The 15837-nt window shown below is 65.1% G+C and carries 13 protein-coding genes; 5 read left to right on the top strand and 8 right to left on the bottom strand.

The window, feature by feature from the left end; genetic code table 11:
* Positions 1-10: 10 nt before the first annotated feature.
* Together OTER_RS21780 and OTER_RS21775 are read right to left on the bottom strand one after the other, a co-directional pair.
* A complete protein-coding gene (locus OTER_RS21780) occupies positions 11-1504 on the bottom strand; it encodes an MFS transporter (protein WP_012377111.1) in 1494 nt (497 codons plus the stop codon).
* Positions 1505-1573: 69 nt separating this feature from the next.
* Complete coding sequence (locus tag OTER_RS21775) at positions 1574-3649, bottom strand: glycoside hydrolase family 52 protein (protein WP_012377110.1); 2076 nt, start codon at positions 3647-3649, stop codon at positions 1574-1576.
* A 195-nt stretch (positions 3650-3844) separates the two neighbouring features.
* Here OTER_RS21775 and OTER_RS21770 point away from each other — a divergent pair, with 195 nt between their 5' ends.
* The 5 genes from OTER_RS21770 (at position 3845) to OTER_RS21750 (ending at position 9488) form a co-directional block, all read left to right on the top strand.
* A complete protein-coding gene (locus OTER_RS21770; RefSeq protein ID WP_012377109.1) occupies positions 3845-4957 on the top strand; it encodes a LacI family DNA-binding transcriptional regulator in 1113 nt (370 codons plus the stop codon).
* Positions 4954-6063 carry a LacI family DNA-binding transcriptional regulator gene (locus OTER_RS21765; protein WP_012377108.1) on the top strand — a complete coding sequence of 370 codons (1110 nt, stop codon included), beginning with the start codon at positions 4954-4956 and terminating at the stop codon, positions 6061-6063. The genes OTER_RS21770 and OTER_RS21765 overlap by 4 nt, the downstream gene beginning before the upstream one ends.
* A 64-nt stretch (positions 6064-6127) precedes the next feature.
* Positions 6128-7939 (top strand): non-homologous end-joining DNA ligase, encoded by a 1812-nt coding sequence (gene ligD, locus OTER_RS21760; protein ID WP_012377107.1) that lies wholly within the window; start codon positions 6128-6130, stop codon positions 7937-7939.
* A gap of 2 nt (positions 7940-7941) precedes the next feature.
* Positions 7942-8862, top strand: coding sequence for a non-homologous end-joining DNA ligase (ligD, locus tag OTER_RS21755; RefSeq protein WP_012377106.1), 921 nt, complete (start codon positions 7942-7944; stop codon positions 8860-8862).
* Between the two features lie 365 nt (positions 8863-9227).
* Positions 9228-9488: a hypothetical protein gene (locus tag OTER_RS21750; RefSeq protein WP_044891943.1), complete on the top strand. Its 261-nt coding sequence runs from the start codon at positions 9228-9230 to the stop codon at positions 9486-9488.
* Between the two features lie 128 nt (positions 9489-9616).
* On the opposite strand, the gene OTER_RS21745 is transcribed toward OTER_RS21750, so the two are convergent.
* The 6 genes from OTER_RS21745 to OTER_RS21715 form a co-directional block, all read right to left on the bottom strand.
* Positions 9617-10960: a hypothetical protein gene (locus tag OTER_RS21745; RefSeq protein WP_012377105.1), complete on the bottom strand. Its 1344-nt coding sequence runs from the start codon at positions 10958-10960 to the stop codon at positions 9617-9619.
* 517 nt (positions 10961-11477) lie between these two features.
* Positions 11478-14240: a glycoside hydrolase family 44 protein gene (locus tag OTER_RS24630; protein ID WP_012377103.1), complete on the bottom strand. Its 2763-nt coding sequence runs from the start codon at positions 14238-14240 to the stop codon at positions 11478-11480.
* 121 nt (positions 14241-14361) lie between these two features.
* Positions 14362-14643, bottom strand: a complete 282-nt coding sequence (locus tag OTER_RS21730) for a hypothetical protein (protein WP_012377102.1) — start codon at positions 14641-14643, stop codon at positions 14362-14364.
* The gene (locus OTER_RS21725; RefSeq protein WP_012377101.1) at positions 14643-14867 is read right to left on the bottom strand and encodes a hypothetical protein; all 225 of its coding nucleotides are present in this window, start codon (positions 14865-14867) and stop codon (positions 14643-14645) included. Before OTER_RS21725 ends, OTER_RS21730 begins: the two co-directional genes overlap by 1 nt.
* Positions 14864-15421 (bottom strand): GNAT family N-acetyltransferase, encoded by a 558-nt coding sequence (locus tag OTER_RS21720; RefSeq protein WP_012377100.1) that lies wholly within the window; start codon positions 15419-15421, stop codon positions 14864-14866. Before OTER_RS21720 ends, OTER_RS21725 begins: the two co-directional genes overlap by 4 nt.
* A gap of 8 nt (positions 15422-15429) precedes the next feature.
* A complete protein-coding gene (locus tag OTER_RS21715; RefSeq protein WP_012377099.1) occupies positions 15430-15816 on the bottom strand; it encodes a DUF488 domain-containing protein in 387 nt (128 codons plus the stop codon).
* Positions 15817-15837 lie beyond the last annotated feature (21 nt).

Below are 15837 nucleotides of genomic sequence, written 5' to 3'. Positions count from 1 at the left end.
GGGTCCCCTCTTACGTTTTCGCGGCGGCTTTTTCGCGACGCGCTTCGAGTTCGTTCTGAATCTGCAGATTCAGCGCCTTGGTGATCGGATAGTAGATCAGGCAGACGAGTCCGACCAACAGCGGCACGGCCGAGTAGATCGAGGCACCGAGCCGTATGCCGAGCAGCGAATGCTCCGTCTGCGCGACGTTCGGGACGTAGCCGTAGAGGCCAACGATCCAGCCCGAGAGCGCACCGCCGAGACCGAGACCAGCCTTGAGGGCGAACAGAATGCCAGCGTAGGTGAACCCGGTCGCCCGGCGCGACGTCTGCCATTCGGAATAGTCGGCCACGTCGGCGATCATCACCCACAGCAGCGGGACCGTCGGGCCCCAGCCCAGACCCCAGATGATGCTGAGCCAGAAGAGCGCGGTCATCGCGGTCGGCGGCACCCAGAACACGGCACAGGTGGCGGCGATGGTGATGAGGAAGCCGACGATGAAGACCGTCTTTTTGCCGAAACGATCGGCGAGCGGCTTCGAGATGAGGATGCAGAAGATCTGGACGATCGAGCCGATCACGAAGAAGAACGCCTGGCCGACGCCGGAAGCGTTGGAGGCATCGGGGAGAATCTGCAGGCCCAACGCATTGAGCACCGAACGCCAGGCGGAGACCGTTTCGCCCGCGTTCACCGCCGCCAGCCCGAAGTTGTCGAGGAAGGAGCGGATCGCGTTCGGATCCATGTAATACGTGAAGAAGTAATTGGTCAGGCTGCCGCGGACGACCAGCATCGTGAAGATCATCAAGGTGAGGATGAACATCGCGAGCCACGGCTTGCACCCGACGACGCTCTTGATGTCCTCCTTGAGTGACGGCTTCTGTTCCGGTGGCGGCAGAACGCGTTCCTTGGTCGAGAGGAACACGGCCAGGCTGCAGATCACGATCGCGCCACCGAAGATGGCCATGGTGATGGCCCAGCCCTTGGCGCTATCGCCCTGGCCGAATTTGTCGACGAGCGGAAGCGCGAGCGCCTGGATGAGAAACTGACCGACCAGCGCGCCGACGAAGCGGTAGCGGGCGATGTTGGCGCGTTCGCTGACGTCCGGCGTCATGACGCCCATCAGCGCGGCGTAGGGCGTGTTGTTCGCCGAGTAGAACATCATCACCAGCACGTAAGTGATGTAGGCGTAGATCAGCTTGCCGGTCATCCCGACGTTGGGCGTGATGTAGACGGCCCAGAAGATCAGACCGAACGGCAGCGCGGTCCACAGGATCCACGGGCGGAACTTGCCCCAGCGGGTGTTGGTGCGATCGGAGAGCGCGCCCACCACCGGGTCCACAAAGGCGTCGGCGAGACGCAGGATGAGGAACATCCAGCCCACGGCGGAGGCCGAGAGCCCTACCGTATCGGTGTAGAACCGGGTCTGGTAGAGAATCATCGACTGGAAGAAGAAGTTCGTCGCTACGTCGCCGAGCGCGTAGCCGATCTTCTCGCGGACAGGCAGGATGTGCGGAGAGGCACTCATGGAGGAGAGGCTGGGGTTGGTTGCAGAGCTAAAGAAAGAAGAGGCAGGGCCGGAGCGGCGCCGAACCGATTACTCCGAAAGCCACAGGTAGCAGGAGACGCCGCGCGGGTAATATCGGCTACCGCACGCGACGCCGGAGTCACTCCGAATCTGATCGCACATCGCGTCACGGCCGCAGCCCGGGGTGCGTTGCCAGTCGGCGTGCACGCGATCGCCGGCCCGCGCGGCGTCGTTCATCACCTCGGGGAAAAGCTGGCGGACGACGTGCTGGGCGATCGCGATCTTGCTGAACCACGTGTTGGTGCTGGTGCTGCTCATCTTCCAGCCGCCGCTCTTGGCATCGAGGCAGATGCCCGGCTGCAGCGCCTGAGCCATGTGCTGGCCGAGCTGGCGGAACAACGGTGCGAACCGGCCGGTGCGGTTGGTCGCGTCGGTGTAGCCGAGGTAAAGCGGGTAGATGAAACCTTCGACCGCCGGGAGGATGCGCGAGCGATTGCCCTTTTCGAACACGGCGGGGAAGAACCCGGTGTCGTGCTCGAATTTTTGGGTGATCGACTGCGCCAAACGATCCGCGGTCGCGCGGGCATCCCCGGCGGCTTTGGCTTGGCCGAGCGCGCCGAACGCGCGTTCCAGCAGCACCCACGCGCCGAGCGTCTTCACTGCGAGATACAGGTTGTTCCGCGCCTGCCCCAGACTGACGTCGAGGCTGTCGTACGTCGTGATCTCCGAACCGTCGGCGCCGCAGCGGTCGGAATCGCGTTTCAGGATGCCGTCCCGTTTTTTGGGATCGGCGTCGTCGCGCACGTGCAGGCTCTCGGCGCAGGCGAGCAGCGTCTTGAGGTTCGTCTTGAGCCAGCGGCGATCCTCGGTGTGCGAGGCATACGTCACCGCCGTGAGCACCCAGTTGAGCAGCTGCTCCATGGTCATGTGACTGAAGCAGCCGGTCAGGTGATCGCATTCGTAGCTCGACCGGCCGGGCATGGTGAAATGGTTCATCACGCCCATGTCGTGGGTGAACGCGAGGCCGTGGCGGTCGCGGTAGGAATACCGGCGGACAAAGAGATCGAGCACGTCGCGGACGGCCCACGGATGCCAGGCCAGCTCGAAGAAGACGTGGTCCACCGTCAGATCAAACGTGTTGATCATCCGGTATTCGCCCTCGTTCACCATCCAGAGCGGGCCCCGTTTGTCCCAGAGCAGCTGCGTGCTGCCGTAGTAACTATGGGTGCTCTGCGCGAGCAGGAAGCGCTGGTCGGGGTTGAGCCGGCTGCGATCGAGCTCCCGGTCGCGGGTGGCGGCGATCGCGGCGTAGCGGTCGAAGTGCTCGAGCCCGTGCTTGAGCACGTCTTCCAGGTCGTCGAATACGCGGGTGTAGGCGTAGCTGGCCGGAAGCCCGGTGGTCTGGGTGCCGGCCGCATAGAATCCGAGCACGAGCGGGAAGCGCTTGCGGCGGCCCGCGGGCACGGAGAAGACGAGCGCGGTCTCCGCGGCGATGACGAGCAGCCCGTGGTAATCGCGGAATTTCGGTGCGAAGACGTCGAAACCCTGGCGCAGCTCGATCCCGCGCGTCGGCGCGGTGGCGTAGCCCCAGCCGGTGCCGCCGGCGAAACCGACGAGCTTCGGATCCGCCTCAGACAACGGCCGCAGCGGGCGGGACGGATCGCCGATGCCGAACATCAGTTCCACGGGCTCGGTGCCCGCGCGGTTGTCGTATTCGATCCAGCCGAAGATCGCCGGCGCGAGTTGGAAGCGCGCGGCGGACTTCTTCATCTTCGCCGGATCAGCGACGTGGTCGAAGGGCGTGAGCAACGAGAAGCCGAAGCGCGATTCGTCCGCGCGCCAAGTGTCGCTGGCCCAGTTCAGCGTGCGTTGATAAGCCGCCGGCCGGAGCGCATCGAATCCGCCGGGTGGACGCGGCACGGTGTCCTCGGCCGTGAACGCGGTTTCGGCGGCGACGGGCGGGTTGAGGAACGGCAGCATCTGCCAGCGGGCATGCTGAGCGCTGCGAAAGCCGACGTAGACATTCTGCCTGGCCGGCACGCCGAGCGATTGACCGAAGCCACCTTGGGAGTCGACGAGACCGACGGTGAAGCTGGCGAACGCGCCGAACGGCGCGTGTTGGGTATGGTAACTTTCTTGAGCCACGGGGAAGAGGAGCGCTCGGCCGCTGCAGCGCAGGCGCTGGATCGGGGTTGGACGAAGACGGATCCGTCACGAGCAGTCGGCGACGCGGCGGAAGCTGGATCGTCTGGTTGGGCGGAAGGTGAGGCCACCGGACGTACACTCTAACAATAGACTTGAGCGGCGGCGCGAAATGGGCTCCAAAGTGAGCCCAGCCCCATGAACGAGCGCCGTGTTACCCTCGCCGACGTCGCCCTGAAAGCCGGAGTGCATGTGACCACCGTGTCACTGGCCCTGCGCAATCATCCGCGACTGCCCGAAAGTACCCGTAAGCGAATCCAGGCGCTGGCCGAGGAGATGGGCTACACGCCCGACCCGTTCCTGCGTGCGCTGGTGGCGTATCGGGGCCAGGTGATGCCGCGGCGCAATCCGCCGACGCTCGCCTACGTGACCAACTGGGCCACGCGCTGGGGCTGGAAGAAGGCGACGGCGCATTCGGATTTCTTCGCGGGCGCCGAGGCGAAGGCGAAGGAGCTGGGGTTTCACCTCGACCATTTCTGGATGCGCGAACCCGGACTGACGCAGGGCCGGCTGAGCCGGATCCTGAACGCGCGGGGCATTCACGGCGTGATCGTGGCCTCGCATGGCCGCGAGATGGGCGACGAACTGCAGCTCGAGTGGGATCATTTCAGCGCGGTGAAGATCGACTATTTCCCGCACCAGCCGGCGCTGCACAACGTGACCAACAACCAGTGCGACATCGTGCGGCTCGCGATGCAGAAAGTGATGGCGGCCGGCTATCGTCGAATCGGCTTCGTGATGCATCGCGGCTGGGATCACGCGGTGGATCACCTCTGGATGGCCGGCTACCTTTGCGAGCAGGAGAACCTGCTGCCGAAGGAGCGGATTCCGGCGCACATTTTCCCGGACGCGCAACCGGTGGACCGCTGGTTGAATGAAAACAACGCGCCGGTGACGGTGGATCCCGAGCCGTTCCGGATGTGGCTGGAAAAGTATCAGCCGCAGGTGGTGATCAGCAAAGGCTCGTTCGTCGAAGACGCGTTCAAGGAACTCGGGATCAAGGTTCCGCGCGACCTGGCGTTCGTGGATGTTTTTCTCGAAGATCTCACGGGCGCGACCGCGGGTGTGCGGCAGAATCACGCGACGGTCGGCGGGCTGGCGGTGGAGATTTTGGCGGGCCAGCTGCAGCACAACAAGCGCGGCATCCCGGAGATTCCCACGACCACTTATGTGGAGGGAACGTGGTTCGCGGGCGCCTCCTGTCCGGTACTGTCGACGGCTGCGCCCGAGGAAAAAGTTCAGCTGGCATGAAGGATCGGGTCACGCTTTCCGACGTGGCCGACCGGGCGGGCGTGCATGTCACTACGGTCTCGCTCGCGCTGCGGAACAGCCCGCGGCTGCCGGAGAGCACACGTTCGCGGCTGCAGGCGCTGGCAAAAGAGATGGGTTACCGGCCGGATCCGTTCCTCGGCGCGCTGGTTGCGTATCGCGGCGGCATGATGCCGCGGCGCAACGTGCCGACGCTGGCCTACGTGACGAACTGGAATTCGCGCTGGGGCTGGAAGGAAGTCCCGGCGCACCGGAAGTTTTTCGCCGGCGCGGAGAGCAAGGCGAACGAGCTGGGCTACAAGCTCGAGCATTTCTGGCTGCACGAGCCGGGGCTGTCGCAGAAACGGATGAGCAAGATCCTGTATTCCCGCGGGATTCACGGGCTGATCATCGCTTCGCACAGCCGCGAGATGGGCGACGAGCTGCAGTTCGAATGGGAGCATTTCAGTGCGGTGAAGATCGACTACTTCCCGCACCAGCCGCCGCTGCACAACGTCACCAACAACCAGACGAACGTGATCCGGCTGGCGATGCGCAAGGTTCGCGCCGCCGGCTACCGGCGAATCGGATTCGTCGTGCATCGCGGATGGGACCACGCGGTCGACCACAACTGGACGGCGGGGTATTGCGGCGAGCTGGAGCACCTGCCGCGCGGCGACCGGCTGCCGCCGCACCTTTTCCCGACGCTGCATCCGATGAAGCGCTGGTTTAACGAAACCAACGCGTCCGTGCTGGCCGACGTCGAGCCGTTCGAAAAGTGGCTGCGCCGTTACCGGCCGGAGGTGATCGTGGCCAAGGGCGATTACGTGCTCCCGCTGTTCCGCAAGCTGGGGCTTCAGATCCCCCGGGATGTCGCGTTTGTGAACCTGTTTCTTGAGGATCCGGACGGCAGCGTCGCCGGCGTGCACCAGAATCACGATGTGGTCGGCAGCATCGCGGTGGAAATCCTCGCGGGCCAGCTGCAACACAAGAAGTTTGGCATCCCGCCGGTGGCGACGACCACGTTTGTTGAAGGCACCTGGTTCGATGGAGCGTCCTGCCCGATCCGGGCGGTGTGCCCAGATCCGATGGCGATCGTCGCCAGCTAGACGAGCGGCGGACGCCGTCCGGCGCCGGGAACGGCGGTCAGCCTGCGCTGACAATGTGGCTGCGATGTCGCTCAAGGCCTATGTCAAAAAGCGGGACTTCCGCAAAACGGCGGAGCCGAAGGGGGGGCGCGCGCCCGGCGGAGCAGGGCATCGGTTCGTCGTGCAAAAGCACGCGGCCTCGCGGCTGCATTACGATTTTCGGCTCGAACTCGGCGGCACGCTGAAGTCGTGGGCGGTGCCGAAGGGCATGCCCTACGCGAAAGGCGACAAGCGGCTGGCGGTGCACGTCGAGGACCACCCGGTCTCCTACATCGATTTCGAGGGAACGATTCCGCAGGGCCAGTACGGGGGAGGCACGGTGATGGTGTGGGACCGCGGCACCTTCGAACCGCTGAGCGAGGCGCCGTTGAAGGAGCTCGACGGCGGGAAACTGCATTTTGTGCTGCGCGGAAAAAAACTGAAGGGCGAGTGGTATCTCGTCCGGTTGCGTGGGGGCGACGAGTGGCTGCTGATCAAAGGCGGCGAGGACATGAAGCCGGTGAGTGCGAAGGCGGATGACACCTCCGTGCTCTCCGGAAAATCGATGAAGCAGCTGTCGGAAGGGAAGGGCCGGGTATGGCAATCGAACCGGAGCGAACCGAAATCGTTTCGCGCGAGCGTGGCGGAGGCAATGCACGCGGCCGAGACAAAGCGGCGGACAAAAAAGGAAACGTTCGCGAACCTGGAGCCGCGACGCCCCCGTCGCGGCCGGCAGGCGAGCGACGCGAAAGCGAGCCGCGACGAGGGCGTCGCGGCCCCAGCCAAAGCCGCTCACGGTCGAGCTGCGGATAAAAGCGCGGGCGTGAAGGCCGAGCACGGATCGGAGCGGGCGAGACGCCCGCGCGCCCAGGGCCGAGCCTCCAAACTCACCCCGTCGTTCATCGAGCCGATGAAGGCGCTGCTGGTGGACGCGCCGCCGCCGGGCGAATGGATTTACGAGATTAAGTTCGACGGCTTTCGCGCGATGGCGTTTCGCGATCGGAAGGGCGTGCGGCTGCTCTCACGGAACAACAAGCCGTTCGCGGCAAAGTTTCCGGAAATCGTCGACGCGGTGGCGGCGCTCGACGTAAAGGATGCGGTGATCGACGGAGAGATTGTTGCGCTCGACGACAAGGGGCGCTCCTCGTTTCAGCTGCTGCAGGCGTATGATCTCGGGCAGGAACACCCACCGTTGTTTTTCTATGCGTTCGACCTGCTGCAGTGGAACGGGCGCGACCTGCGCGCCGAACCGCTGACGGAACGGAAGGCGCAACTGGAGCGGCTGCTCGCCGGCCACGACGGGCTCGTGCGGTATTCGAAATCGCTGGGCGCGGACGCAGAGCCACTGCTGGCGCAGGCGCGAAAACTCGGGTTGGAAGGCCTGATCGGCAAGCGGCCGGATGCACGTTACGAAACGGGCCAGCGCAGCGGCGCGTGGATCAAACTGAAGCTGCATCAGGAGCAGGAGTTCGTGATCGGCGGCTACAGTCCGCCGGGCGGTTCGCGGCCGTATTTCGGTGCACTGCTCGTCGGAGTCCACGAGGGCGCGGGGCTCACGTTTGCCGGGAAGGTGGGGACCGGATTCAACGTAAAGCTGCTGCGCGAGCTGCACGGCCGGTTTCAAAAAATCCGCACGGAGGCCTGTCCGTTCGTGAACCTGCCCGAGAAACGCCGCGGCCGCTATGGCGCGGGCGTCACGGCGGCCGAGATGAAGCGCTGCACCTGGGTGAAGCCGGAACTGGTGGCGCAGATCAAGTTTGCGGAGTGGACGCGCGACGACCGGCTGCGTCAGCCGGTGTTTCTCGGACTGCGCGAAGACAAGCCCGCCCGCGAGGTGGTGCGCGAACGGAGTGATTGATCATGGCCACGAAAACCGAACTCGTCGTCGCGGGCACGCGGCTGATGGTGAGCAATCTCGACAAGGTGATGTATCCGAAAACGGGCTTCACCAAGGGCAACGTGATCGACTACTACGTGCGCGTGGCCGACGTGTTGCTACCGCATCTGAAGAACCGACCGATCACGTTGAAGCGCTATCCCGATGGCGTGGCGGGATTCTTTTTCTATGAAAAGCAGTGTCCGCCCCACCGGCCGAAATGGGTGAAGACCGCGACGGTGCCGCGCGGCAAGCGCGAGGGTGAGATCCACTATTGCGTGATGAACGACCTGCCGGCGCTGGTCTGGGCGGCGAATCTCGCGGATCTCGAGCTGCACACGTTTTTGCACAAGGCGCCGGCGATCGGCCGACCGACGGCGATCGCATTCGACCTCGATCCGGGGCCGCCCGCAGACATCGTGCTCTGCTGCCAGGTCGGATTGTGGGTGAAGGCGGTGTTCGACCGGCTGGGTTTGAAAAGTTTCGCGAAGACGTCCGGCTCGAAAGGCCTGCAGATCTACGTGCCGCTGAACACGCCGGTGACCTACGACCGGACGAAGGCGTTCGCGCACACGCTCGCGCAGGCGCTGGAGCGGCAGTTTCCGGACGTGGTCGTGTCGAAGATGCTAAAGTCACTGCGCACCGGCAAGGTGCTCGTGGACTGGAGCCAGAACGACGATCACAAGACGACGGTGAACGTCTACTCGTTGCGCGCGAAGGACCAGCCGACGGTGTCGACGCCCGTCACGTGGGAAGAAGTCGAGGCGGCGTGGAAAAAGCAGAAGGCGGATCTGCTCGTGTTCGAGTCGGAAGACGTGGTGAAGCGAATCGCGAAACACGGCGATCTGTTCGCGCCGGTGTTGCAGCTGAAACAGAAGCTTCCGCCGATCGGAGAACTGGCGTGACGCCGCGAACTGCCGCGCGACGCGCGCGCAACGCGAGGGCGGGAAGCCGTTGATGAAGACGGTGCGATTTGCAGAACTCGTGGCGAAGGCGGGCAAGCCGGAGCCGCATCAATTGTGGAGTGATCCGGGCCGGGACCGGACCTTTCAGCGTGCACGCAAGGAGCATCGCGTGCTGACGATTCACCAGGAAAATGTTGGAACGAAGAAAGATTTCGGCGCGGTGGGATTTCACGAGGAGCCACGCGCGCAGTTCGTGGTTTTTCCCAAATCGATCCGCGACTTCGAAGGCCGAAGGGTGATTGGCATCAACTACGACCTGCTGGAACAACCCGCGATGACGTTCGCGGCGGCCGCGACGGAGACCCGTGGCAAAAGCGCGCCGCGGGTCAGGAAGCAGCAAGGCGTCGCGGCACCGCGCGGCACCGAGCGAGGCTGCTCCGCCGGCGCGCGAGGCGCGGGCGAGGCCCGGGCCGACGTTCCCCAAGTCGAAGCAGCCGCCCAAGGCGGCGCCTTCACTCGATCCGAGCATCGCCCGCGAGATCACGCGGGCGATGAAGGAGCTGAAAGCGGGCAAAGCCGTCGCGGCGTACGAACGACTGCACCGGCTGATCGGCGCCGAGTCATAGGGTGGGACATTCCGATCCGCCGAACGCCGAGTCGACCGCGGCTCAGGTGGAGCCCGCCGTCCCGGCGAGTTCAGCGCGAGTCGCAGGAAAGCCCGGCGGGACGCCGGGCTCCCCGAGGCCGGCGCGTGTCACAGCGATTTCAGATATTCGACCAGGTCGTTCTTCTCGCTTTCGCCGAGTCCGGTATGGAGGTGGGCGTCATAGTGATCGACCACGGCCCGATAGGTGGCGAAACGTCCGTCGTGGTAGAATCCGCCCTTTTCGCGAGCGAACAGACCGTTGAGCGGCGTTGTGCGGTAGTGCTCGTCAGGCGAGCGCATGGCTTGGAAGTCGTCGATGCCGATTTCCGCCGCGGTGTGCATGTTCCAGCCTGGTTCGGTGAACAGCGGTGGCACATGGCACGTCGCGCACTGCGCCTTGCCGTTGAACACGGCGCGTCCGCGCTCGGCGGCGGCGGCATTGAAGCTGCCGCGCGGCGGCTTCGGCGCCGGCAACGCGAGCTGATAGAAATGCAGTGCGGGCAGCTTCGAGGTCACGAGATCCGGGGTGTTGCGCACGTCGAACGCACCGCGCTTCGCCGCGATGGGAAATTTCTCCGCGTCGGCCAGGCGGGGATCGTAGAACGTGCCGCGGCCACCCATCTCGAGGTTGGCGACGAGGGCGTTCCAATGCGTGACCGAGCCCCAGCCCGTGTAGGTGTGGAGATTCACGCCGGCGAGGCCGTACGCCGCAGGCAGCAACGTGGCCGCGGCGCCGCCGTCAGGCCGGAAGGCTTTTCCGTCGAGTAGCAGCGAGGCGTCGAACTTGCCCGGGCCCCAACTGTGCAGGACTTCGCGCACGGTGTCCGCGTCCACGCCGAGTAAGTTGGCGATCACCGAAAGATCCGGAGCCAGTGCGATGATGGCACCGACGTTGAGGTCCCGGTTGGGCCAGCCGTCGAGCCGTTTGCCGATGCCGGGGGCGAAGGAGTCGTCGACGGTGGAGTGGCAAAGCGAGCACTGGATGCCGACGGCGGTGAGCTTGCCCTTGCGATCGAACGTACCCTTGACGCCCACGACCGCGCCGAATTTCAGCAGCGCGAGCGTGGTCGCGGGATTCTTCAGATCAACCTTCCCCTGTCGAAGAGCGGTGGCGACCGAGCGGGGAATCGCTTCGCTGTCGACCTTCAGACCGACGGCGAGCGCGGTTTCCGGACTGACGCCACCACCCACTCCGCCGTTGGCTTGGCCGGCGATCGCTTGATGGAGTTTCAGCGCATCGCCCCAGAAGGCTTCGCTGCCGAACGTATCGAAACGAAAGATGCGCTGCCCTTCGTGAAACAGCTGAAAGTTGTTTTGCAGAACGCGGTAATCGAAGGCGTCGCCGGACGTGCCGGCGGAGGCGGAACGAGGGGCCGTGGCCCCCGTGAGGAGCAGCGTGACGGTCGCGACCGCTCCGAAAGTAAACAGGATCGAGGAAACTGCGGGCTTCATGATGGGATTCGACGCAGGGGGGGAGTGTGTTGAAGCTGTGCCGCGATTGGATGCAGCCCGTTTAGTTTTGTTACAGCGAACGTCACGCATCCCCGCGTGAGGGTCGCGAGCGGGGTGCGGCGCCGCCTGCGCGCGAGTTCCCAAACCGTCTCTTCTAGATTGAGTTGATGCGGCAGGCGCGCGATTCGTTGGCGATGGACTGGATCACCGCGGCAAATGTGACGGGTAGCGTGCTCGGCGTGCTGCTGGCCCTCCGCTTGGCAGCGAGTCCTACAGAAAATCGAGTAGGCGCGTGGCTGCCGGCGGGTTTTCTGGTCTGGGCCGCATTCGCGATCCCCGACCGCACGTTCTATCGGCAAGGCTGGTTCGCGCGGGTGCTGACGTTTTACGGCGTGCCGAATCCCTCCATCGCGGCGAGCGACGGCCAGAGCCGATCGCGGGGGTCGGATCGCGGGAGCCGGCCTCTACCGGCGCTTCCGTGGAGTCGGAAGACCCCACCCTCCCAACGCTCGGCGGCTTAGGGCGTGGGATTCACCACGACGGCTGCGGTAACGTCGACGCCGTTCTGCTCGAGCCGAGCGTGGTTGACCTGCGCGGTCAGCGTGTGGCCGTGCGAATCGGAACCGTCGGTGAACCGCAGCTGCGTGAGTCCGCTGACGCGGACCGCGCGGCCGTTGCCCTGCGAAAGATCGCCGCCGGTGATTCGCGTGTCGCTGGCGGCCCCGAGCATGATCACGGGTTGCGCCGATTCGAACGCGGTGATGTCGCCGATGAAGACAGGACCGCTGAACGCCACGCCGGGCGCGTAGAGGCCGGTGTAGCCACGCCGGGCGAAGTAGGTCGTGTTCGCCGTGCGCACGCCGCCGAACTTGCCGTTGAGCGACGAGATCGCGATAAACGCGATGTCGGCGTGGCCGTCGTACTCGGTGCTGTCGTGACCTACGAACAACGGGCTGCCATTGTTCGCCGGGTTGTTCGCCGCGGTGATCGGCTGCAGAAAATTGAACTGACCTGAGGGGTCAAAGGCGGTGGCCCGGCCGACGGTGAACACGGAAATATTGGTTCGTTCATCCGCGCCGGTGATGACGATGCCCGCGTGCCCTTTCATGTACTCGACGTCCAGCTGGTGGTACTTCTCGGGAGTGGCGCGGCCCGTCGGTGCATCGAGCACCAGCGAGAGCGTCCCGGGGCCGCTGAACTCGACCTGCACGATGTCGCCGTCCACGTCGATGAACGAGGTGCGGGTGATTTGATTCTGCGCGTAATCGGCTGTGACCGCCTCCGCGGCTCCGGTGAGCAGGACCTGGTCGAAGATGTTGCCATTCGGGTGTTCGATGTCCGTACCGACGACCTCGCCGGAACCGACGAACTTGCTCGTCGTGCTGAGCCCGAGAATCACCGGATCGCTGCCCGCGCCGCTCACGTTCCCGCCGGCTTGGACCGAGTAAAGTCCCGTGTTCGCTGGCTGGATGTCGGCGAGCGTGAGTGTCGCGGCAGTCGCGCTGGCCGAGGTGAGATCGGTGCCATTGTGCCGCCATTGATAGCCGCTCAAGCCGCTCGCGCCGGCGCTGAACGAAGTGCCGCCGCCGAGCACCACCTGTCGAACGGCGGGATCGGCGCGAACCAGCGACGCATCGAGCACGAAGTGCGCGGCGGTGAGCGCGGGCAGCGAATAGGTGAACCGGTTGCCGGTGATGGTCGGGATGGGATCGCGCTCGGTGATCGTCGCGCTGGCGGAGTCGAACGCGAAGACGCGCGCCCGGCGGTAGGTCGTCGTGCCGGCGATGGAAAGATCGACCGGGGCCGCTGCGGTGGTGCTCTTGTTGAGCACGATCACGTGCAGCCGAGTGGGATCGCCGCTTTCTGCCGCCGCGTGGACGGAACATAACGCGCGCTCGGCCCACGTCGCGGAAACGGCGGTGTCGCCAAACTTGCTCTCGGCGCCGTCGTAATCGAGGTAGAGTTTGAAGGCAGCGATCGAGTAAGTATGCGAGCCGCTGAAGGGCCACAGCGCGGCCGCGTAGACGCCGTTCTCTCCGAGGATGCCGAGAATGTCGGCTTGGGCGATGCCGCCGGAGATGTGGCCCTCGCCACCGAAGTTATACTCGCCGATCATCAGTTTCGTGCCGGGATAAAACGCGTCGATCGACTGCTTGATGTTCGGTAGCCAGGGGAGGAACTGCACGTTGTACCGGCCGATCCAGCTGTCCTCGATGTAGGTCGAATCCCAGAACGAACGTGGCGATTGCATCCGGGCCTCGTTCGCGGCCGTATTGGTGTAGTCGGTCGTATCGTTGACGCGCACGCCGCCGCCGCGCGCTTCGCTGTAGTTGTGCAGGTCCATCACGTCCAGCAGTCGCACGCCGGCTGTCGTGGAGGCCTGTCGCATCTGATCGAGGAAGTAGTCGATGAACCAACGATAGCTCCCCTTGGCCTTTTCCGTGTCCCAGTCCGGTGCGCTCTGAAAGGTGCTGTAACCGCCGAATCCGTAGCTCGCGAAACCCACGACTTCCGCGGCGGGATCCACGCGCTTGATTGCTTTGGCGAGATCGACCGAGCGCGTGATCAACTCGGCCGCACGAGGCTTGGCGGGATGAATCAGCGGATGCGTGGCGTTGTTTTCGAGGGCGACCTGCCCATTCACATACTGGCCGTCGGACCAAAGATCAGGCTCGTTATCGAGGCTGTAAGCTTTCACGCCGCGTGGGCCGGAGGCGGAGCCGTAACGGTTCACCAGAAAGTTTACCATTTCGTCGCTGTAGACCCGAGCGTCAGTCACGTCCGGCACGAGCGAGAGCGCGGTGGGCTTGGTGTTCTCGACGGCGACCCAGCGCACTGACGGCGCGGCTTCACTCGCGAAGAGCCCGCGGTTGATCTTATCAGCGGCGACGTAGCCGGCCATCGGCACCGTGATGATCGAGTATCGCGCGCTGTCGGCGAGGACCTGGTCGTGGTAATGCGTCATCACGATGCCGGGCGTGTTGGCCTGGCTGTCCGGGATGCCGACGACCCACGTGAGGTAGTTGTCGCTTTGGTGGCGGTAGTCGTGGCCGGCATTGGAGGCGTTGTTCTCCCAGTTGTAGCCGGTCATCCGGTTGCCGCCTTGCCGGCGGAGTGGAAAGCGCACGCCCTCGAGCGCGGCGTTGCTGCCATAGACCAGCGGACTGATTGGCGTGCGACCGGCGTTTGGGTCGATCGTGATCTCCACAGCGGCAGCGGCGACAGGCAGAGCCGCCAGAGTCGCCACGCGGAGGACGGAGAGGAACGCGGGGTAAAGCATGTTCGCGAACAGACACACTGTCTCCCCGGCGTACCGCCAGTCAACGCCGCCCGTGCGATCGCCAGGCCACGTGGCACGAGCGTCCCGCCCGAGGGCGTGCAGCTGCGCACCCCTGTGATCGCTACGGCGCGCGCAGCGCCTCACGCGCGGCGCGGGCGCCTTCGTCGGTGGTGAGGAACACAAACGCGGCCCGCGCCGCCGCTGGCTCGCCGCGGAGCGTCATCTCATGCACGGCGCTGTGAATCAGGGACGCACGCTGCAGGGGCGGTGCCTCCAGAACAAACAACACCTGCCGACGCAGGGCCGGGTCTTCCCTCGCAGCGAGCAGCAGACTGGCGAGCACCTCGCGAGGATCTTCTTCGGGCGAGCGAAACAAGCGGCGAATGCGCCGGAACAGCGCCATCAGTGGAACCTACCGACTCCCGGCTCGCGCAGGCGCGGGCGGAAAATCAGCCACACCAGCAAGCCCAACGGCCAGGCCAGGAAGATCACCAACAGCGCGACGAGGAAGCCGGACTTGCCCCGCCGGCGGGCGTCGCGGGCGGCCCAGATCACGCTCCAAAGCCAGAGCAGGACAACCGTGAGGAGGAGGACCAACTCAATGGCCCCCAAAGCCGGATTATTCATGGGAGCGGCGCACGATGGCCAAACGCTCCGGCGTTGTCGAGTCTCGCGGATACACGGTAGAGCACGTGCCGGCGCAGCTCGTGCCCGAGAGGGATCGTTGGATGATCGAAATCGCCCGTCAGGTCGCGTACGAGCCCGAGCCGCTCCATCAGCCGGCGCGAGCGTTGGTTCACCGCGGCGGTGAAGGACACGATCTCCGCGAGGTGCAGCGTGTCGAACCCATAGGCGAGCGCCTGCTGCGCGGCGCGAAAGCCGATGCCGCGACCCCAGAATTCGCGGCGCAGCCGCCAGCCGATCTCCACGCACGGCATGAACGGCGCCGCGAACGTCGGGACCGAGAGCCCGGTGAAACCGGCGAACGTGCCGTCGACGTCGACGGCCCAGAGTCCCCAACCGCGTTCGGTGATGAACCGGCGCTGGCGCTCGAGTGAGGCGCGGCTTTGCTCCGGCTCGAGCCGCGCGGGAAAGAAGCGCATCACCTCGGGATCGCGGTTCATCGCGACATAGGGCTCCAGGTCGGAGTCCCGCCACTGTCGCAAGGCAATCCGCTCCATGCCGTGCGCTATTCGACCTTCGCCCCCGCTTCGAGGAGCAGCTGCCGCAGTACCGAGCGGTGGCAGTGCTCTTCGCGCTCGCAGTAGCAGCCAACCGAGAAGTTGGTGTGCCGCGAGAGCGCGGCCAGGAGGGCGACGTCGTGGCGGGCGGCGGGCTGGGCCATCTCGGACTTGTAGCTGCGGACGAAGGCCGCCCACTGCGCCGGCGTGGTCGCTTTCAGCGCGGACTTCATCACTGGGAGGCTCGGCGCGAGATTGGGGAACCAGACGTCGTACCAATTTTGTTTCGCGAATTGCTCCTTGGGGACGCCACGTGGAGGACGACGAACGGTGCCGATGCGAAGGCCCTCGTCGGGCTGCCGAGGGGTGCCGAGGCGGACGATGCGCACACTCATACGAGTACCGTAGTGAAGCGC

The organism is Opitutus terrae PB90-1, assembly GCF_000019965.1.
In the GTDB taxonomy this organism is placed as follows: Bacteria; Verrucomicrobiota; Verrucomicrobiia; order Opitutales; family Opitutaceae; genus Opitutus; species Opitutus terrae.
The sequence above is the reverse complement of the archived record's forward strand: the minus strand, read 5'-3'. Positions and strand labels throughout refer to the sequence as shown.